Source organism: Campylobacter concisus (genome assembly GCF_015229965.1).
GTDB classification, from domain to species: domain Bacteria; phylum Campylobacterota; class Campylobacteria; order Campylobacterales; family Campylobacteraceae; genus Campylobacter_A; species Campylobacter_A concisus_BD.
In genome coordinates this window covers 1-19,321 of sequence record NZ_JAAKZB010000030.1, presented here as the reverse complement: position 1 = coordinate 19,321, position 19,321 = coordinate 1, and the positions used below count along the sequence as shown (strand labels likewise).

General features: G+C 31.3%; 17 protein-coding genes and 1 pseudogene. 5 read left to right on the top strand and 13 right to left on the bottom strand.

The genetic code is table 11. From position 1 onward, the window contains the following. Positions 1-566 precede the first annotated feature (566 nt). The 5 genes from G6W43_RS09785 to G6W43_RS09765 form a co-directional block, all read right to left on the bottom strand. Entirely contained in the window at positions 567-965 is a 399-nt protein-coding gene (locus tag G6W43_RS09785) for a type II toxin-antitoxin system VapC family toxin (RefSeq protein ID WP_012000868.1), read from the bottom strand. Next, the gene (locus tag G6W43_RS09780) at positions 965-1,819 is read right to left on the bottom strand and encodes a hypothetical protein (RefSeq protein WP_103581998.1); all 855 of its coding nucleotides are present in this window, start codon (positions 1,817-1,819) and stop codon (positions 965-967) included. Before G6W43_RS09780 ends, G6W43_RS09785 begins: the two co-directional genes overlap by 1 nt. A gap of 638 nt (positions 1,820-2,457) precedes the next feature. Then, on the bottom strand, positions 2,458-3,666 hold the full coding sequence (locus tag G6W43_RS09775) for a HipA family kinase (protein ID WP_194169705.1): 1,209 nt from the start codon (positions 3,664-3,666) through the stop codon (positions 2,458-2,460). A 166-nt stretch (positions 3,667-3,832) separates the two neighbouring features. Then, positions 3,833-4,090 carry a hypothetical protein gene (locus G6W43_RS09770; RefSeq protein ID WP_103581280.1) on the bottom strand — a complete coding sequence of 86 codons (258 nt, stop codon included), beginning with the start codon at positions 4,088-4,090 and terminating at the stop codon, positions 3,833-3,835. Positions 4,091-4,174: 84 nt separating this feature from the next. Further along, the gene (locus G6W43_RS09765; RefSeq protein ID WP_103581279.1) at positions 4,175-4,969 is read right to left on the bottom strand and encodes a Fic family protein; all 795 of its coding nucleotides are present in this window, start codon (positions 4,967-4,969) and stop codon (positions 4,175-4,177) included. A 287-nt stretch (positions 4,970-5,256) separates the two neighbouring features. Between G6W43_RS09765 and G6W43_RS09760 the strand changes: the two genes are divergently transcribed. From G6W43_RS09760 to G6W43_RS09750, 4 genes and pseudogenes are all read left to right on the top strand, one after another. Then, positions 5,257-6,300 carry a tyrosine-type recombinase/integrase gene (locus G6W43_RS09760; protein ID WP_194169704.1) on the top strand — a complete coding sequence of 348 codons (1,044 nt, stop codon included), beginning with the start codon at positions 5,257-5,259 and terminating at the stop codon, positions 6,298-6,300. 311 nt (positions 6,301-6,611) lie between these two features. Continuing rightward, positions 6,612-7,313: pseudogene (locus G6W43_RS10720) on the top strand (IS1595 family transposase). Between the two features lie 74 nt (positions 7,314-7,387). Beyond that, on the top strand, positions 7,388-7,879 hold the full coding sequence (locus G6W43_RS09755) for a hypothetical protein (RefSeq protein ID WP_194169703.1): 492 nt from the start codon (positions 7,388-7,390) through the stop codon (positions 7,877-7,879). 114 nt (positions 7,880-7,993) lie between these two features. Beyond that, positions 7,994-9,169, top strand: a complete 1,176-nt coding sequence (locus G6W43_RS09750) for a type II toxin-antitoxin system HipA family toxin (RefSeq protein ID WP_181001837.1) — start codon at positions 7,994-7,996, stop codon at positions 9,167-9,169. A 59-nt stretch (positions 9,170-9,228) separates the two neighbouring features. On the opposite strand, the gene G6W43_RS09745 is transcribed toward G6W43_RS09750, so the two are convergent. Continuing rightward, positions 9,229-10,095: a helix-turn-helix transcriptional regulator gene (locus tag G6W43_RS09745; protein ID WP_103646389.1), complete on the bottom strand. Its 867-nt coding sequence runs from the start codon at positions 10,093-10,095 to the stop codon at positions 9,229-9,231. Between the two features lie 67 nt (positions 10,096-10,162). Here G6W43_RS09745 and G6W43_RS09740 point away from each other — a divergent pair, with 67 nt between their 5' ends. After that, positions 10,163-10,351: a hypothetical protein gene (locus G6W43_RS09740; RefSeq protein ID WP_103646390.1), complete on the top strand. Its 189-nt coding sequence runs from the start codon at positions 10,163-10,165 to the stop codon at positions 10,349-10,351. Positions 10,352-10,423: 72 nt separating this feature from the next. Here G6W43_RS09740 and G6W43_RS09735 read toward each other — a convergent pair whose 3' ends face one another. The 7 genes from G6W43_RS09735 to G6W43_RS09705 all read right to left on the bottom strand — a co-directional run. Further along, a complete protein-coding gene (locus tag G6W43_RS09735) occupies positions 10,424-11,515 on the bottom strand; it encodes an HP0729 family protein (protein WP_103581649.1) in 1,092 nt (363 codons plus the stop codon). A gap of 2 nt (positions 11,516-11,517) precedes the next feature. Beyond that, positions 11,518-11,925, bottom strand: a complete 408-nt coding sequence (locus G6W43_RS09730; RefSeq protein WP_103646391.1) for a DUF6985 domain-containing protein — start codon at positions 11,923-11,925, stop codon at positions 11,518-11,520. Continuing rightward, a complete protein-coding gene (locus G6W43_RS09725) occupies positions 11,918-12,538 on the bottom strand; it encodes an HNH endonuclease (protein ID WP_103580976.1) in 621 nt (206 codons plus the stop codon). Before G6W43_RS09725 ends, G6W43_RS09730 begins: the two co-directional genes overlap by 8 nt. After that, the gene (locus G6W43_RS09720) at positions 12,539-15,616 is read right to left on the bottom strand and encodes an ATP-binding protein (RefSeq protein ID WP_103580975.1); all 3,078 of its coding nucleotides are present in this window, start codon (positions 15,614-15,616) and stop codon (positions 12,539-12,541) included. It lies immediately after the preceding gene. Positions 15,617-15,629: 13 nt separating this feature from the next. Further along, positions 15,630-16,046, bottom strand: a complete 417-nt coding sequence (locus tag G6W43_RS09715) for a hypothetical protein (RefSeq protein ID WP_103580974.1) — start codon at positions 16,044-16,046, stop codon at positions 15,630-15,632. A gap of 10 nt (positions 16,047-16,056) precedes the next feature. Next, entirely contained in the window at positions 16,057-18,360 is a 2,304-nt protein-coding gene (locus G6W43_RS09710; protein ID WP_194169702.1) for a dynamin family protein, read from the bottom strand. Between the two features lies 1 nt (position 18,361). Then, positions 18,362-19,321, bottom strand: a 960-nt coding sequence (locus tag G6W43_RS09705) for a dynamin family protein (protein ID WP_194169701.1), incomplete at its 5' end; no start/stop codon positions are given.

The window sequence follows — 19,321 nt, the reverse complement described above, 5'->3', positions numbered from 1 at the left end:
GTTTCTATATCCCTCTTTACAATAACACTTTTATAAATTCAATAAAAACTTTGAACTTATTTTTATTGATCTTGTAAAAACAAGTAACATCAATCAGGATATAAAAATATAATCAACAACAAAAATATTATCTCTTAATGAAATAAAAAATCTCCCAAAAAAACACAAAATTTGATCTTATATAAAATTTTTTCCCAAAAAAAGAAACAAATACTGCCCTCCATTTGTAAAAAAGTACTTACATTAAAGAAAAACCAAAGACCATAAAATAAACCAATGATAATAGTCTTTCTTTTTTGGTGTTTTGTTTTTGTGCGAATTTTTTGCTTGCAAAAAATTAATAGCACAATTATAAAAGTTCAAAAGTTATTTACTTTTGATTTACCTTATTTTTGGTTCCGGCAAAAAGAAAAGAATAAGAAGGGAAAACGCTATAAAAAATGGTCTTAAAGTGCGGTAATTTCGTGGACCGTAGCCATTTTATATTTTCCCATGACTGGGAAAAATGGTTTTCTGTGTGGGAAAAATTTAACCACACTAGCAAAATTTTTCCCAAGAAATTATAATTAATCATAATTTTTTACAGCAATAGCAATTTTTGGGAAGTTTTTATCGCATGTGTATATAACTTCGCAGCCTTCTTTATCTGCGCAAAAGTATTGCAATGCATCCTCCAAGTCGGCGTTAGAATTTTTAGAGTACTTTATAGCCTTCTTTATTGTTTCGACACCAAAGCTTGCTAGCTGCCATTTTTGAGTTATCACTTCTAGAAAGTCAAGCAATATAAGCTGTTTTTGTTTTGAATGACGTAAATTGTAATAAAGTGTGCTAATACTATCTTCACTAATAACAATGTCAGTGCCATTTCGCATTAAATTTTGCATGAGTGCAACAGCTTTTTGGTTATTTGCTCTATCAGTATCAATAATATCAATAATAATATTTAGGTCAAAAAAAACTTTCATTATTCATCCCTTTGGTTTAGTTCATCTGATTTAGCAGCCCTAAGTGACTTAGCATCGCCTTTAAAATCACCCTTAAACGCTCCAACAAATTTCATAATATCTGCAATATCACCCTCTACGCCGCTTGCTGTTTCATTTACTCTTTCAGATTTTACCTCAATGGCTTCTGGTTTGACCTCTGCTGGTTCTTCATCGTGTTTTTTTGATATCACGATCTCAGTTTCACTCTTATTTGCCGAATGTTGGATCTGTTTTACGCTATCGATCTGAAAATCATCAGGGGCTGCCAAAACCTTGTCAAATCCATCATAGGCTGCATCAGTTAAAATTTCTTTTGTCATTTCGAGCGTTTCGAAATTAAATGTTTTAACAGTCGTTTGCCTTAGTTGTTTGAGGTCTTTTATTGAGCCTTTGCCTACGATTTGTGGGTTGAGCATAAATGAGTTTTTACCTATGATGTCAAATTTATCCTTGTCATTTTCGCTGATTTTAAAAATTGCCTGCTTATCTTCTAACTCTTTCAGGGCTCGATACACGCTCGATTTTGCTAAAATTTTCCTTTCTTCAAAGTATTTGACAAAATCACTATCATATTTAAATATGTTCTTATAATTGACATTTTTTATCATCACTAAAAAAACCGTTCTAGCATTGTTTGAAAGATTTTCAACTAAAAAGTCTAAGTTTTCAACAAATACTTTTATAAACGCGTCTTTTGACTGTTCTTTTTGTAAAAAGCTTGTTACTATCGTTTTTACTTCACCTGTTTGGCTATCTACTATCTCTTGTGTACGATTGTAAAGCCTGGCACTCGTAGAACGAGATTTTTCAAGGTCTATAATCTCTCTTGCCATATTTGTCCTTTTTTCATTTTTTGACACGAATTTACATTTTTTCGCCTTATTGCCTACTTAATTTTTCCCAAAAAATGATACAAAATTTATTATAGTAGAAAATTTTTTCCCAGAAAAAAATATTTTTATTTTAAAAGGACGGTTTTAAATCAAAATTATAAATAATTTTTGCTATATAATATTTTTACATAACAAGAGTTTTTGGGGCTGCTCATAAATTTAATTTAAGAGTGTGCAATACTCACAAATGATTTTTGTTAAATTTCACGACCTAAAATTAAAAATTTGAAAAATATTTAAAATTTGTACTATCTAGAAAATCATAAAAATAGATTATTTTTATGAAAAGATAATTTTTATAGTTTGCGGGTCTAATGGACCCGCAAAAAACAACGTAATTTTAGTAATATTTTATTTAAATTTTTACTACTAAAAATATAAAAATTTTAAAAAGTATTTATTGAAAAATAATTTTTATTATTTGGGGGTCCATTGGACCCCCAAAAGCAAAATAACTATTTTTTTAAAATTTATAGTGAATTCCACGACCTAAAATTAAAAAAATCAAAAAAAGATTTTATAAAAATTGATTTTTTAAAAAAACTAGTAATCATATTTATATTTCTATGTTGTAAAATTTAAGATTGGCTTATTTTATTTAGAGTATCAATAGCCATATTTAATATCGCCTGGCTTCTCTTTGATATGAAATTTTCTGCTACTCGCAAGATCTCTTCATCTAGGTTATAAAATTCATGTCGCTCAAACTTAAAGTTAGATAACTTTTCAAGTCGTCCTATATGTCTTGGCATAGCAAACATCTTAGCCTGATCATCAAAATTTAACTCAAACCAGCTTATCTTATCCTCCATCAAGCTATCTATGTTTTTCAATTCTTCCTGAACTATAAAATTTAAAAAGGATAGACCATTATCAAAGATTGGTGCTGCCTTAATTAGCTTTTGGCTTTCATTATCTATTAACATGCCAAAATTGCCTAAATGTCTATCTGTATTTAGTATCAAGGCATCAAAGAGCATTAAATCCTCAAATGCTTCTTTGCCATAAATTTCTTCTATTTTTTTCATCAAATTTAGTTTGTCTGACTTTATATCGCTCTTGTCTAAGCAGTAGTAAATTGGTAAATAGCCATACTTTTCACTGGTAAAAAGCTCACAAGAACTTACAATTTCTTTTTTGAAAGCGACTAGATCATAGCCTATTGCATTTAAATTTAGTGCTTTTGCGATTTGGGCCATATAATATTCACAATATGCTTCATATCCGCCTTCTGTGCTTTTTGTATTGCTGCCTTTATATAGTTCAATCTTGCCACTACTTTCATTTTTATGCCAACATTTCTTTAGCATACCATTTGTTGTTAATTCTGGAGAAACAGATAGCTCTTTTAGTCTTGTTGATATGCCAGTAAAGGCAACTAATGCAAGTGTTTCATTGAAAGAATTGCTATATAAATTATAATCAGACCATTTGTAGTCTTGCTCGTTTGATACCACCCAATAGCAATCATTAAGAGAAAGCCCAAAGGATATGTTGATATAGGCCATAAAATTATCTTCTCTTGTTATGCCGCTACTAGCTAGAATTTCATTAACAAATTCTCTATTCTTTGGGATTTTTCTATTTCTAATCCAGTTCTCTAGCGATTCTTTAATGTTTTGCGGGCTCTTTTTTATTTCATATGGCACCATATCCTGGTGTAAAATTTTAACGTTGATTAGATGAGTAATCTCCTTTTCAAAACCCCTAAACATCTCTTTTTCAAAACAGACATTAAATTCCAAAATATCGACGTCTTTGTTTTTTAAAATATATGCTTTTTTCATTAAATATCTTTTATTTTTATTTAATAATATGTTTAATTATTATAAAAACTAGTAAATTATTAAAAAATATTGTTTTTTATTTTTTAATATTCAAATAATTGTAAATTTAAATAAAATTATTTTTTTATATTAAGAATACTATATTAGTCAATATTTTTAACTAATTTTATAGCTCACTCAAAATTTTCTGATTTATCTCTTTGAGAGCTTCTTTAACCATAGTATTTATTTCTTGTTCTTTGCCAAGCCTTGTTGCAAGATCTAAAATAACGTTATAAAGCATTATATTATCTTTTGGAAATCTAATACACTCCATCCCTACTACTACATAACTCTCTACTATTTCGCCCAACTCTTTTGGGCTTTTTGTCGCACCTAGCTTTGCCAAAAGCTCGTCTGGAAGCTCTATCTTTTTTAACGCCATTGTTCTTTCCTTTCTGATTTTATTTCTTAATGCCCTCTAATTCAATATAACCCAATGCTTTTTGAACTTTTTTCTGGGAAATTTTTAAGCCTCTCCATCTATTTTTGTCCCAAATTCTGACATAACTTTTTCAAGTGTAGAATATGCTTCATTTAGATCAATGCTTGCACCATCGATATAGTCCTTTAAAATAGCCTCGTATTCATCTTGGCAAGACAAACAAGTATCTATTAAAAATCCCTTTTGGTTCTCATAATTTTTAAGCCCACGATAGTAAAATGCCTGGTGCTCTATATCTATTATAAAAGGGACAATGCCATTTCTTAGGCACTCTTTAAACATTATTAACCTACCAATTCTACCATTGCCATCTTCAAATGGGTGTATTCTTTCAAATTTATAATGAAAATCTATAATATCTTTTATATCTATATTAGTTTTTATAGTGTATTCACTAAGTAGCCTTTCTATCTCTTGCGTAACTTGTTTTGGTTTAGTAGTTGAAAAATCCCCTATATAATTTGCTGTTTTCTTATAGTCGCCTATTACATCATCGCTAGTCCCATTCTTTAAAATTCTATGAAGCTCTTTTAAAAAATCTTGCGTGATAGGCTCGTGAATTTTTTCTAATATATAGTCAAATGCCTTAAAATGGTTTCTAGTTTCTATAACATCATTTATTTTTATCTCTTCGCCATCTTTTTCAGAAAAAAATGAGCTTGTTTCATAGATATGTCTTGTTTGCTCTTTTGTTAAACGACTACCCTCAATGTGGTTAGAATTATACGCAAAAGCTATTTGATTTAAATGATAAAAGCCATTTTTTATATTATTTCTCTTTTCATATAGTAAAATTTCAAGAGATGATACTTTTTGCATAGCCAAACCACCTTTTAAAAGTTTAAAACTAAATTTATAATAATATAGCCAATAATAATAAAAAAATCAATACAAAAGTCTATAATATTTAGCTTTTTGTTAAAAATAATATTTTAAATAAAAATATATATTTATTACTTGACAACACAATCTATTATGATATAATCTCTAAATATATTTACATAATAATTATTAAAAATAAGAGCGGTTAAAAAATCTGTCCTTGTGACAAATCGTAAAAAATATTTTACATAATGGCTTATTATGTAAAATAAAAGGAGAATTTTATGAAAAATAATGAGAAATTAGACTTTGCAGACGAGATGGCAAATTATAGAGATAGTTTCATTTCTTATAATAAGATAGCAGACAAGAGTATTAACACAATTAATACATATAGAAATTGTCTTGACGGCTTTGTAGAGTTTTGTTACGAGAATAATGATGTAATTAGCTTTAATAATCTAAGTCAGAAGCATATAACTGATTATTTTATATGGTTAAATGACTTATATAGAAAAAAACAACACAAAAAGAGTGCTACTAGGGCTAAAAGCATATCAAGCTCAACAAAGATTAGTTATTTAACTATTTTAAAGATTTTCTTTAAGTATATTACTAATAATAACGATAAGCTTATAGATTTAGAGAAAATACTAGACAATTATAAGATCGCCAAGAAAAAAGTAAATAAATTTGAAAATTTTATGAAAGAGGGTGAAAGAGATAAAATTTTAGACTATATAGAAAATAAGCTGGTTAAAAAACCTGAGCATAGATACATTAAAAATTATAGAAATTCATTGCTTATAAAACTAATGCTAAAAAGTGGGCTAAGAATAAGCGAGGCACTAAATCTTAAATTTTGTGACTTTCAAGAGAGTGATGACGGAGAATTTTACGATATAAATATACTAGCCAAAGGTGGAGAGTATCAAACGGCATATATACCAAAAAGCCACACAGAAAATGATTTCGAGAAGCTATCTAGCATATATCCACCTGAAAGCTATATTTTTACAAATAAAAACGGCGATAAGCCTATTTCTAGGCAATGCGTATATACTTTGCTAGAGCGCATATATAGAAAGTGTGGCATAGTAAATAAAAGAGGTTGCCATATATTAAGGCACTCGTTTGCTATGAATATGGTTGAGAAAAATACGAATTTGGGCGTTATCCAAAAAGCTCTTAGGCACAAAAAGATACAGACTACTATGATCTATGCAGACGCTACTGGGGATATGGTTAAGAAAGAGATGAGGCGAATAGAACAACAAAGACAAACTATGAACGATATAAATCGAACCGAAGAAGTGGCTAAATTTTAGTCAAACAAAGTAGCTTGTTTGGGTCTGTAACTCGGCATTAAACATTTTCAAGACGCTAAGTCCTCTTTATGTTTTTAAGGAATTACGTAATTTTTATAAGTCGCATAATTTTGTTGCGAAATAGGAAAAATCTTAAAAATTACACCGATATGTCTATATGTTTTTATTAAAAATAAAATAATAATATTCTATTTTGTATTAACTTTTGCCCTACTTTATACTAGAATTTCTAAAAAAGAAAATAAGGACCAGTATGTTACAATGAGAGCTATAGTCTTAAAAATAACGAGCATAGCGAAGTTAAAAAGTATATAGTCTGTTTAAGAATTTCTGAAGCTAAAATTAAAGAAATTCTAAAATACTTCATAGAATAAATAGAAACATCAAAGATATCAAATTTAACTGAAATTTCAGAAGTAACACTATGTAAAATCTTTAGAAAAATAAGAATTCTTATGTATAAAGAGTATGGAAATATATCTAAGTTTTCAGGCGAGATATAGATTTATGAAAGCTACTTTGGATATAAAAGAGTAATGAGAGAAAAGAGGTAGAGGAGTGGCAAAACAAAACTTCCGTGCTTAACTTCTTTGCCTAGCCCATTACTGCGAGCAAAACTGGGTATACTAAAGCGTGACGGCAACAAGGATTTAGAGCTTGATAGTTTTACTGTCTATTCTGATTGCTGAAATCTTATGACGGATTATTAGATTATGTATCCAGAGCTCATTATAAAGTATAACACTCTAAGAATGGATTTCAGATACGCTGCGCTTACTACTTTACAAGAAGCTGCAGACAAAAAACCATAGAAACTTTCGGGTATATGCCAAACATAGTTTATTAAAATTTAAAGGGATTTGGCATAGTAGCACTAGTGACCGAAGGAAAGCTAAGAGAAAGAGAATTTCTTTTTGTATTTAAAGGAAATCGAATTTAGATATAATAACAGTAAAAATATAAAAAGATCTTTATTAAATTTTAATAAAATTAATAAGAGTCTTTATAAGTAGCAAGATGATGTCGTGGCTAAAAATCCACCCAGGTTCGATTTAGTAAATCTTATTTAAAACTCAAGGAACAAATAGTGTCTAATTTAAAAATTTATAGAGGAACAATAGATAATCTAAGAACAAATTTAGAAACAAATGTTAGCGGTAGCGTAAGAAAGGGCAAGGGTGATATATCTACATCTAATACATATAGTTCGACTTTTAGGATAGATGGTAGGCAGTTTATTCTTAAAACTCAAAACAATACTTTGTCGCAAGGTGATGATATGGTAGTATGTGCAAATGGTTATAAAGTAATCAACTATAAAAATTTAACTACAAATGAAACGGGAACTTTATCAAAATTGTTATGGTCTATTATAAGAACTGTTGGCAATATTGTGGCGTTTATTCCTTTTTTTATAGCTTTGCTTTTTATTGGAGAAACTCGTACTGTATCCGGATATACAATGATTATTATAGTAGTTGTTTTAAGTTTACTTTTTATGTATCTTCTAAATAAATATGTTTCTATGCAGCAGAGTGCTATAGATATGTTAAAACAATATTTACAAGACAATAATTAACTTGCCACTTTTATTTGTTTTATAATCATACTCTTTCTCTAATGTGAAGAATTAAAACATAATCTAAAAAATATATTATATTCACAGATTTTTATAACATTACAGGACGCAGTTATGAGTGATACTTTAAAAATATATAGCAACGATGTTCTTGTGGGATTTCTTAAAGTGTATGCCGTAGGCAGAAATGAAACATATTATTTTGAATATGATAAAGAGTGGCTAAAAAATGGCTTTGAGATAGATCCAAATTTGCCATTACAAGATACGCAGTTTGTATCTAAAAATCTATGGGGAGCGTTTTGCGATATAAGTCCAAATATATGGGGTAAGCTAATCCAAAAGCGAAAAGCTGGTAGCGAACTTACAGAGAGCGAATATATGCTTGGAGTAAGTGACTATTTTCGTATAGGCTCACTCAGAATAGAAAAAGAGTGCGAATTTGTATCAGCTACAAACGATATTCCAAAACTAACTCACGTTAGCGAGCTTTGTATATCATCACAAAGAATTGAGCGTGGTGAGAGCCTTGAAAGTGATATTAAAAATTTGCTTGCACCTAGCGGAAGCTTGGGTGGAGCTAGACCGAAGGCAAGCGTATTAAAAGACAATGAGCTTTACATAGTCAAATTCCCGTCCATAAAGGATGAATATAGGCAAATTTCTCGTAGTGAAAGGACTATGCTAGATGTTGCCAGTATCGCAAAAATAAACGTATGTCAAAGTGAGCTTTTTGAAACGGCAAAAGGCACGGCTTTGCTTGTCAAAAGATTTGACAGAAACGGCAATAAGAGAATACCTTATAAATCGGCTATGACCTTGCTTGGGGTTAGAGATGGCGATGAAAGTAACGATAAGAGTTACTGCGATCTAGCTAGCGTGCTTGATGGTAAAAACAAAAAAGAGCTTTTTCGACGTATGGTTTTTAACGGCTTATTTGGCAACACGGACGATCACCTAAGAAATCATGGCGTGCTATATGATGAAAAAACAAAAAGCTGGAATTTATCCCCTGCATTTGATATAACACCAACACCTATAATCTACTCAAAACAAAACCATGCTTTAAATTTTGTGGGTTTTAAAAGCTTGCCGTCAGTCCAGCTTTTTTATGATATAAAATCAAAATTCGAGATAAATGACAGCGAGTTTAAAGAGATCATAGCAGATATGCTAATGGCAAGAGATAAATTTGAAGAGATAGCAAAGCAAAATAAAATAAATAGCGACAACTTAAAAATGCTAAGAAATAACTATTGCCACGAGGATTTTGGAATAGGTGGGCGATGATATGTTTGCATTGCCGTTTGGTTTTATGGGATAAGTGATGGATATGGTAGTTTGTTGTGCTATCTCAAATACTCCTCAAGCAATTTCTTAAATTTCACCCTTAGATACTCAGGCTCTTTTATCTTGATAAATGGCAGCCAGTATTTGACCACGCGCAGGATCTCATCGTCGTAGGCTACCTCTGTGCTTAGGATGATCTTGTCTTTATCTTCGCTTATTGTTTTAAAATTTGGTAAGAATTTCTTTCTTTTAAAGTAGCTCATCGCCTCGCTTTTTATCTCTAGCGTCACTTCAAATTTAACGTCTGAAAACCAGTTTGTGTCGTTTTGCTTGATGCGGTTTGTAAATTCTTCATTTGGCTTAAATGCGCTCTCTTTTATCTTTATATTTTCAAGCTTTGAAAGGGTGAAATTTTTAAGCCTACCACTATCATCTGCCAGCAGATACCAGATACCGTTATTGTTTATCAGTTTATATGGTTTTAGTGATCTAAATTTGGCGTTATAAGAGCACTCAACTATCTTGTTTTTAATGATAGCAGCGCTTATCTCTTCAAACTCAGCTCTTGAGATTTGCAGGTCTTCAAAGCCTTGATTTTTGATGAGATAGGCCTTGTTTAGCTTCTCGTTTAAAACGTCGCTGATAAATTTATCGTCTAGATCCGGAAACAAAGACTTCACTCCACTAAGTATGGCAAATGCCTGGATATCTTTATAGCTAAGCTTACCAAGTGCGTAATCAGCCAAAAAGTATTTGCCATTTGCTTTTTCTATGGGCAATACATTTAGTCGTTCAAAGTCTCTTAATATAGTTCTTTTATTGACACTAAATTCCTCCGTGAGCTCATCTATGCTAAGTCTTGCTCCGTCATTTAGCTTTATTAAAATTTGAGCGAGCCTAAAGGCTATCTTGTCGTGAGAGTGCATATTAAATCCTTTTAAATTTTTAGTTATTTTATCTTAAAAATAAAATGTGACACAATATTTAAAAGATGTGGATCAAAAACTGGTAGATATAGCTAGCGCTGCTTTATTTGCAAATGAGTTTAATAAACATGACTCTAGTATGGCGCTAGATATAGCTGACATTAAAGATGCTATGTCTCATGAGGGCATACCAGTGCTAATTAGAGGTGCAGTCATTGAGCAAAATACTATCCAAAACGCTACCAATAGTCTTTGAAACTACACATAGTAGTAAAAATGCAGACAAAGCTTTGGTTACTATACTTGCTATGGCTTCAAAAAGTGAAAGCTAAATTTTATTTGCCTCAACCCTAGCTTTTACGAGTTTAGCAAGCACGCTACCTTCTCCTACGCCTATTATCTTTGCTCTTAGTTTTGTAACATCAGCATGACTAGGGGCTTTGGCATGAACAGTTTCGTTTCGCAAATCTTGGAGTGATGTTATAACTTTTGGTAGAGTTTTGGTTGCATAGGCTTGCAATACATTTCCTTCTAGCGCATCTTGGACAAGATAGTTTTTAAATATAAATTTACAGGTTCCTAAATTTGGTTTATTGTTAAATATATCAGCCACAGTAAATTTTGTCCCTTGAACTTCATAGGCTATTTTTAGGATGGCTGGGTTTTTATCTGCCAGCTTTTTTAAAAGCACTTTGACAAAAGCATAAATTTCTTGCTCCATGGTCTTTGAGTATTTGACTACGACCGAGCTAAAGTCATAGAGTGGGTTAGAGATGTTGTCAAGATACTCTATCTCTGCTGATATGATGTTTTCTATGCTGTCTGGGTACATTAGATTTATCAAATTTTGACCAAAGCAGTAGCGAGTCAAATTTTGCTTTATCTCTAAAAATTCAGTGCTTTTATAGACATCAGGATAGAATTTACTCTCGTCATCAAAGTAGCTAACATCTTGTTTTGTATCTATAATGAGTGGATATACGTAGGCATTACCATATACTGCGTAGGTATGACCATTGACTGTAAAATTTGCCAGGTAGTTATCTCTAACACACTCAAAGTCATTCCTAGCTAACTCTCTTATGTCGCTTATCATAAACCACTTCTCTACATCAAGCCCTTTTTCTTTGTAGTAGCTTGGTGCGATCTTGCTCATATCATCACTTGTGATAGAGATGACCTTTGCTACAAATAAATTTGAGTAATCAGTCAAAAAGAGCTGCAAAAATTTGGTATTGCCACTTGAACTTAACTCTTGAGCAAACTGCTCTATTTGCTCCTCAAAAGGATTTATCATATCTCGGCGCTTGCTTTTTATCTTGCCAAAGGCCACCTTGCCTTTACTATTTAAAATTTCAAGGTGTTGCTCGATGACATCACTTTGATAGTATGGGTTGTAGAGAATGAGGATGTTGTGCATTTTTATAATAACACATCCTGGGAATTTACAATCATACTATCGTTATTAAATAATATCGCAAGTCCATTTTCAACATCGTATTTTGACTCAAAAAGCATTCCCCATGAGCCATCTCTTGCGAAATATATCGACGTTAATTCCAAAATTTGCTCTATTTTTTCATTTGTTTCGTAAAATTTTTCACAATATTCTTGTAAATTTTTATATATTTCACTCAAATTCTGTTGAATAAACCATTTAAAAATTTTATAGTTATCTCTTTGGCTTTGTAAAATTTCTTCACCTTTAAAGGCTTTTATTTTGATTTTTACTTTTTGAAGCTTTCCAAAAAATACGACTTCATCTTCTTTAAACCAAGAGTGCTTATAGGAAATCTCTCCAAATACGCTATCGTTTATGGTTTTAAGCATTGTCTACTCCTTTTGATTTTTTCGCTTCAGATATACCGCCAGAATGCGGTATATTACCGTGAATTTCTTGAGGGACCAAATCCATCGTTTTTTGATCGCTTCTTTCGTGCCAACTAAGCTTATTTTCCTTTCTATATTTTTCGATATCTTCTGGAGTCCAATTTTTACCGTCTTTTTGCTCCTTGCTCCATTCTTCAGCCAATGCCTCATCTGCTTGAGCAAAATTATCATCTCTCTCCAGCCCGAAATCTTTTATCTCCACGCTTGCTTCAGAAAAAGGAGTAAAATCAGGTTCACCATCTTTAAATTCAACACCATCTTCCTCGTACGGTGCTAAAATTTCCTCCCAAGTTTTTTCATTGCCACTAGGTTTTTTAGGTACATAGTCGCCATCCGGCATCCAAGTACTATTGCCTTTTTCGCCATCCCATTGTCCATTTGTATTTGGAAAAGCGTATTCAATCATCATATCATTTGGGTGATTTGTCTCAGCATGCGACCAGTTAAATGGCTTATAGATATCAAAACTCTGATCTACATTGGTATTTTTTAAAATATCTGGTTTGACCGTCTCTCCACTTATCTCTTTTGCGAAAAAAGACTCTATAGACATTTATATTCTCCTTTCTTTTATGGCTTCATTGCAAGCATAAGCCAAGCTATCTAAATTCTTATTTTTTAAACTTACTTCTATTATTACACAATTAATTATCAACTTATGATACTCTTTGAGTTGCTCATCAAGTTGCAAATTTGATTCGATCGTACAAAGCAAATCATTAATATCTTTTACTTCATATACCAGCATTTTTACAAGCTCCTCTAAATCTGCAAAAAGCTGGGTTACAATAACACTTATTCCTTTGAGATTTTTTGGTAATTCCTTTTCTCTTATGATATTTAAAATTTGAACTTTTATATTCGATCTAAGAGCAGAATTTAACACTTCCCTAGAGAGTTCGTTTAAATCAATTCTTGCTCTTTTACCTACAAAATGCGACAAAAGAATTTTAACTAGCTTGATTTTTAGCTCGTTGTCAATTGCACTTGAATATTTTAAACTTTCAGGTTTTTGAAATTTTGTTTCATTAGCTTCAAATTTATCCACCTTGCATAGTACCGCCTCTATCCAGTCGTTTTGATATACGGCAGCTACGCCTTTTGGAAATTTTACTATATCAGCTATTTGCTCATCGGTTAAGCCAGCAGCCTTACCTATTAATTCTCTATCGTTAAAATCAGGTGTTCGCATAATGATTTTGGTGTTTGTATTGCGAATTACTGACATATCAAGCAGTCCTGGCGATTGATCGGCTATGATAAATCCCTCACCGTATGTTCTCATTTCAGCTATTGAGTTTGCAAGCATTTCAACCGATTTTCCAAGTAGATTAGAACTCTCAGACGATTGTTCTGTAGACGTTCGTTTGAGCAAGTTATGCGCCTCTTCTAAAACGCAGATATGTTTTAACTCAGAATTTATATCTCCTTTAGCCATTCTGTATTCGCTTAGTTTCATTACCAAAATACCCATTATCAGAGCTTTAGTTTCCATTGAGCCAACTCTACTTAGATCAACTATGACATTCTCGTCAAAAAGCTTATCGTCGCTTATATCATCACTTGAAAAAATAAGTCCATTAAGTCCATTTGTGAGACTTTCGAGCCTGGTTACCAACGCACCTTTATAATTGCCTTTATTTTCATCCGAGTATTCTGAAGCATTGATAATTTCAATAACATTTTGCATAACATCTATAAAATTTGGAAAAAGCCTTTTGTCTATCTTGTTTATGGATAATGATAAATCCCAGCCGGCATTTTCATATGACTTTTCAATAGCTTTTTTAAGTACAGCAGGCATAGCCGCATACATAGGCCAACATACATTAAATATCTCCACAAGCCTATCAAGATGCTCTAATATATGTATCTCTGAAGTAAATTTAAAAGGATCTATACGCAAGAGCGGAGTTAAATTCGGATTTGTCCCATATACGCTTACGCCTTTATCATTTCCAAATACATGTTTATACTCACCTTTTGCAGGCTCTATAGCTAAAAATTTAACGCTTTTTTCTCTTGCTTCGTTTAGTATTTTATATACAGTGTTTGATTTGCCACTTCCTGTTGATCCAGTTATAAAAACATGCCCACTAAGGCTATTTAAATCTAAATTTACCGGACTTTCATAGTTTTTTCCCATATGATAAATTTGGCCTAGCTTTATGCCTTTGCTACTCTTGTTCTCGCTTATGACCTCTCTACCGAAGCTCGCTAAATTTTTTACACCAAAACCAGCTACACTCTTTTCTGGAAATCCAGCGTGAATAGCAAGCTCTTTACTAGTTACCAAAGATGAACTTTGTACCTCCTTGCCTTCAAAATTGATCAACGGATGGCAAAGCTTTCTTAGGTATTCTTTGGCATTTATTAAATTCTCGTCTTTCCAAGTCGTTATAGATGAGTTTTCGATACCAGAATTCTCACCTCTTATTATAGATTGATACGAGGCAGCTACAGTCTTTGAGTCTATTTCATTATCAGCTATGGCATATGCCGCTACATTCCACATACCTACATCGTTTGCAGATTGTAAACGTTCTAACTGCAAGTCTATCTTCTTTAGAATTTCGCTTATGGCCTTGTTTTCAAATTTTATTTGTACAGATTTTGAAGTTCCTTTTGTGTCTGAATCTGAAAAACTATTTGTGTCTGAAATAGTATGAGTTTCGCCAGTAGTTTTAGTTTCGCTTTCTGTTTGACTATAGCTTACGCCAGTGTTAGTGCTAACCGATCCGTTAACACCACCAATCATACAAATGCCTAAATTTCCACCAAAAGTTTTTGAATCACCTACTGACGTAGTATCTGTTGTGCTTAAGGCATTTGCTATACTAGTATTTATAGTCTCAGATATGCTTTGAGAGTAGCTTTGTGTCACGCTTCTGCTCTCATTTTCTCCAAAAGTTAGATCAGTGGTCTCAAAAGGTTTTATAGCTGAATATAAATTTTCATAATTTCTTTGTAAATTTAAAAGATTATTATTTGAAATAGGATCAGCTATTATCATTAGTGTATATTGTTCACCCTGCATAGCATCCGCCACTCTTTCTATGCCTTGAATAAATCTATATTCCACAGATCTTTCTGCTCTTAATCCTGCTATCCCAGTTATAGCTGATACACTTTTTTGAGTATTTTCATTTTTGCCTCTTTCAAATATATTTGCCTCTAGTTCAGTTAAATCTTTCTTGCTTAATACTATGGCATTTTTATCTTTCATGCCTTCGTACTTACTAAAAACAATACCTGGAAAATTTCCATTCAAACTTTTATAAAGTAGATCAGAAGCTTGATTAGGGTTTTTGTCAAAGCTTTTAACGCCAATGTAATAATCTATTTTTTCCTTATTACTATTTATTATAAATACTAAAGAAGCATTTACTGATGCTACAGACTGAAATACACTTACAAGCTTGTCTCTTGTGTCTTCACTTTTATCAAATACAAATTGTTCAAGTTTATAAAAACGCGAAATTTTATTTATTTCGGTACTGCTTATATTGTTCCTAGCTTGCACTATAGGATAATCATTTAAAACTGTAAGGTATTTTTTATTTACTATATTATCGGCTACATTAAGGGAATTCACAAGATTAGTTTCTCTACGCTTGACTAAATTTTCCATTTTTATTTTTTTCCTATTTTAAAAAAAATATTAATGCTATCACTACAGCAATAGTGCCAGCTACTATATAAATCAGAGTATTATCTTTTTTCTTATGTTCTATCTTGCCTTGTTTTTGATTCTCTTTGGTAAATAGATGGTCTGACATTTTCATAAGCAAAGCAATTCGTTCTTTTGAAAAATTATTTTCTATCTTTCCTGCTTGCTTTGCATAGTAGTCTGCATTCCATTTTTTTACATCATCTAAAAGTAATTCCCCATCATGATCTACAAAAAGACTATCTCTATCTATGCCATTAGATAGACAATAATCCAAATATTCTGTTATCTCTTTCGAGCTTGATCTTTTTGAAAATATAATAAAAAATATGCTTCTTATCTTACCTATTTCTTTGTTTTTTACGCTTTCTTTAAAACTATTTGAAACCATTTTATGCTCCTTAAATTTCTAAAACGCGATCTAATTTGCCACTAAAATCATCTAACCATTTAATGTTCTGATTTTCTAAGGCTACCGCTTCTTCAAGTTTGTCTTTGTTTCTTAAAAGCTCTATTTGCTTGTTAGTATTATTTTCCATGGCCTTTTTAAGTCTTTTGATATCATTAAGAAATTTATCTTTAAACTCTCTTGAATTTTCTAATATCTTATCTCTGACTTCATCCATAGCTGGAGAAAAATTTTTATAGATATTTTGGATCATCTCATCCAAAAAACCTTTTGCATTAAAAATTTCTTTTTCTGTTGTATATTTATGAATTTTATACTCATCGTCAAACCATGTCCAAAACTTATACCAAGCTTTATCTATATTACCGGTAGAATAAGTACGCTCTTCTTTAATTGTTTTTTTAAATGAATTAAATGTATTATTGATATCTAAATTTACATCCACTAAAGACTCAACCGAAATCTCACCTATAAAAGCTTTACCAAAATCTGAACTTTCTGAAATAATAGATTTAGCATAGTTTTTATATTCCTCATACATCTCTTCTATATCCTTTAATAGACCAAGATTGATCTTTTCATCTATTTGAGCTATAAATCTCATACTAAAGTGTTTAAGCTGGTCTTTAAAATCGCTTATATATTTTTTTGCACCAGCCTCATCCATATCATTCTCAACATTGGATAGTTCTCCTAAAATTTTAACTAGTTCCTCTTTTTCTTTATTTAAAAACTGATTTGCGCTGTTAGTAAAATCGAATTCCCTTATCCTTTCTTCCATTAATTTAGCCCGATGTCCATCTTTTAATTTTTGCTCAATAGACTCTAGGGCTCTAATAATATCTTCTCTATTTTGTTCGTTTTTACTGATATTGTTTATACTTTTTGCCTTAATTGCCTTAGTTTCTATGAATTTTTTAAAAGTCTCTATAGATAGCTTTATCTTTTGTCTAATAGCATATTTTTCTATATACTCATTTATGGCTATTTCAAGCGCTGGTATGCCGCTATATATATCAACTAAAGCTAGGTTGCGTTTTTCTTCATTTGTCTCATTTTTTGCTTTTTTGATTTTTTCATCAAGTTTTTTCCTTGACTCCACAGACAAAGGTGCTAGTTTATAAAGATGAAAAGCCTCATCCTCAATAAAAAGCCCAAAAAGACCATTTCTCTCTCGTTTTTCTTTCGATGTCAAATCAGTTTCTGCTAACCTAGCAAGTTTTGACAAATGAGCAGAAATAGGAAATATTTTAGGATTAGCTATATCAAGTTTTTGAAGATATTCTCTCGCATTTTTAATAATTGTACCAGCACTTTCTCCAGTTTCTGGGTCAGTATCATCTAGCTTATTTAAAACAAAAATAAATCTATCTTTTGACTGAATACCAGATTTTTTCATCTCTTGTGCTATATCGTTTAATAAATTTTTATCAGCATCTACTTGAAATTGAGTGACATTTAGTACATAAAGTATCATTGGCTTATAAATTTGACCTATTAATTTATAAGTGTGCTGCTTATGAGTATCGTCGGTACTGTTGTTTGGTCCTGGAGTATCGCTAAAAACTACCCTCAAACCATACTCTTTAATATTTGGTATATTGCCGAAAAGTTTTAAGTCGGATACCTCTTTGTTGCTATTTAGTTTATCTAAAATTTCGGGAGTAGCAACTATGTCGTCACAAATAAAATTGCCGTCTCTATCAGTTGCGCTAACTCTAAACTCATGCTTGCTTTTATCGTTATAAATTTTAGCCACTATTGCTGTAGTAGCAGCATTTCTAGCCGGTAATAGATTCTGATAAAGTATAGCATTTAACAGAGTTGATTTACCGGAACTCACAGTTGCTACTACACCGATTTCCTCCTCGTCTCCTAGGGCATTACTAAAATTTTCTCTCAACTCTTTAGTCTTAAGCTCCTCATATGGTGAGTTTTCCTGCATTTCATCAAAAAGAGCTCTTAATTGCATAACTCTTTCCTCTGATGATTTTATAGAGATATCTTTTTGAACAAGATTTATTTTTATACTAGAATTTTCTTCACAAAATTTATCTTTTACATTTTCAAGATCTCTATAGTCAGAAGGTAAGCCGAAAAACTCAACTTCATACTTATCATCATTTTCTATGTCATGCAACCTTTGGAAAAATTCCCCTACCCAATCTTGTAAAAATGACTTATCTGGATTGCCCCAACATCTTAAAAACTCATCCTTTTTGCTTACATCTTTTCCGTCAATTGTACACTTTGTATGTCCAGAAAAAGGATTGTGTTCCAAATATACTTTTGCCACCTCAGTATCCTCCATTTATAATTTTTTCTACATTGTAAAAGTTTGTATTCTTTAGCGCATTAACTATATCTTTCTTATAACATTCTTTTGCTTCTATTTTTGTTTTGTAATTAAAATTTCTTATAGAATCTTTTAAAAAAATATCTAAAAATAAATCGAAATTCCTTTTTTCATGCTTACTAAATTTGTCAAAGCACCCATCCAAAACCATTTTAAATAGCTTTGCTGCTTTCGCAGATGTTACTATTAATTTTGGATTTTTAAAACCTGTTTTTTGTATAAACTTTTTGGTATTTTTTATAATTTCACCAAGACTCTCTCTTTGCGTGTCAATAGCATCTATCTTATTTAGTACAAATACCATTTGTATATTTCTGTTTTTTGTTATTTCAAATGTTTGTTCTAAGAGATCAAGTAAATCATTTGTTCCGGCATACATAATGTTGATAAGAAAAATAACTACGTCAAGTTTTGTCTCTTTTAAAAAATTTAGAGTTATTTTTTTGTGCTCTTCATTAGATGAAAAATTTGTACCAGGAGTATCATGAATAGCAATAACCTGATGGTGGTTAAAAATATTTTTTAAATTTCCCTCAAAGACTATTCTGTCTATATTATTATCATCATTCCATATTTTAGCCGTGTTTCTATCGCTTGAGATTTTAGTCTCTACAACTTTATTTTTATACAATGCAACTCCACTAATGTCATTAAAATCATCATTGTCATATATGGAAGTTATCTTCGCCGTGCAGGCAGCCTGAGTTTCAGGAAGGATTTCATTTCCTAAAAGTGCGTTGATAAAGGTTGACTTACCGGAACTCATTGTAGATATAACTGCAACATGTTTTATATCTAAAAGCTCATGTTTTAATATTTTTACAATAGCCATTACTTCAAATTTTATGCTTTTTTGTAGATATTTAAAACTATCAGCAGAATTATAAAGATCAAGCAATAC

Bases quoted from the DNA above. Each gene is read 5' to 3' on its own strand.
- G6W43_RS09785 (WP_012000868.1), bottom strand. From the start codon at position 965: ATGAAAGTTTTTTTTGACCTAAATATTATTATTGATATTATTGATACT.
- G6W43_RS09780 (WP_103581998.1), bottom strand. From the start codon at position 1,819: ATGGCAAGAGAGATTATAGACCTTGAAAAATCTCGTTCTACGAGTGCC.
- G6W43_RS09775 (WP_194169705.1), bottom strand. From the start codon at position 3,666: ATGAAAAAAGCATATATTTTAAAAAACAAAGACGTCGATATTTTGGAA.
- G6W43_RS09770 (WP_103581280.1), bottom strand. From the start codon at position 4,090: ATGGCGTTAAAAAAGATAGAGCTTCCAGACGAGCTTTTGGCAAAGCTA.
- G6W43_RS09765 (WP_103581279.1), bottom strand. From the start codon at position 4,969: ATGCAAAAAGTATCATCTCTTGAAATTTTACTATATGAAAAGAGAAAT.
- G6W43_RS09760 (WP_194169704.1), top strand. From the start codon at position 5,257: ATGAAAAATAATGAGAAATTAGACTTTGCAGACGAGATGGCAAATTAT.
- G6W43_RS09750 (WP_181001837.1), top strand. From the start codon at position 7,994: ATGAGTGATACTTTAAAAATATATAGCAACGATGTTCTTGTGGGATTT.
- G6W43_RS09745 (WP_103646389.1), bottom strand. From the start codon at position 10,095: ATGCACTCTCACGACAAGATAGCCTTTAGGCTCGCTCAAATTTTAATA.
- G6W43_RS09735 (WP_103581649.1), bottom strand. From the start codon at position 11,515: ATGCACAACATCCTCATTCTCTACAACCCATACTATCAAAGTGATGTC.
- G6W43_RS09730 (WP_103646391.1), bottom strand. From the start codon at position 11,925: ATGCTTAAAACCATAAACGATAGCGTATTTGGAGAGATTTCCTATAAG.
- G6W43_RS09725 (WP_103580976.1), bottom strand. From the start codon at position 12,538: ATGTCTATAGAGTCTTTTTTCGCAAAAGAGATAAGTGGAGAGACGGTC.
- G6W43_RS09720 (WP_103580975.1), bottom strand. From the start codon at position 15,616: ATGGAAAATTTAGTCAAGCGTAGAGAAACTAATCTTGTGAATTCCCTT.
- G6W43_RS09715 (WP_103580974.1), bottom strand. From the start codon at position 16,046: ATGGTTTCAAATAGTTTTAAAGAAAGCGTAAAAAACAAAGAAATAGGT.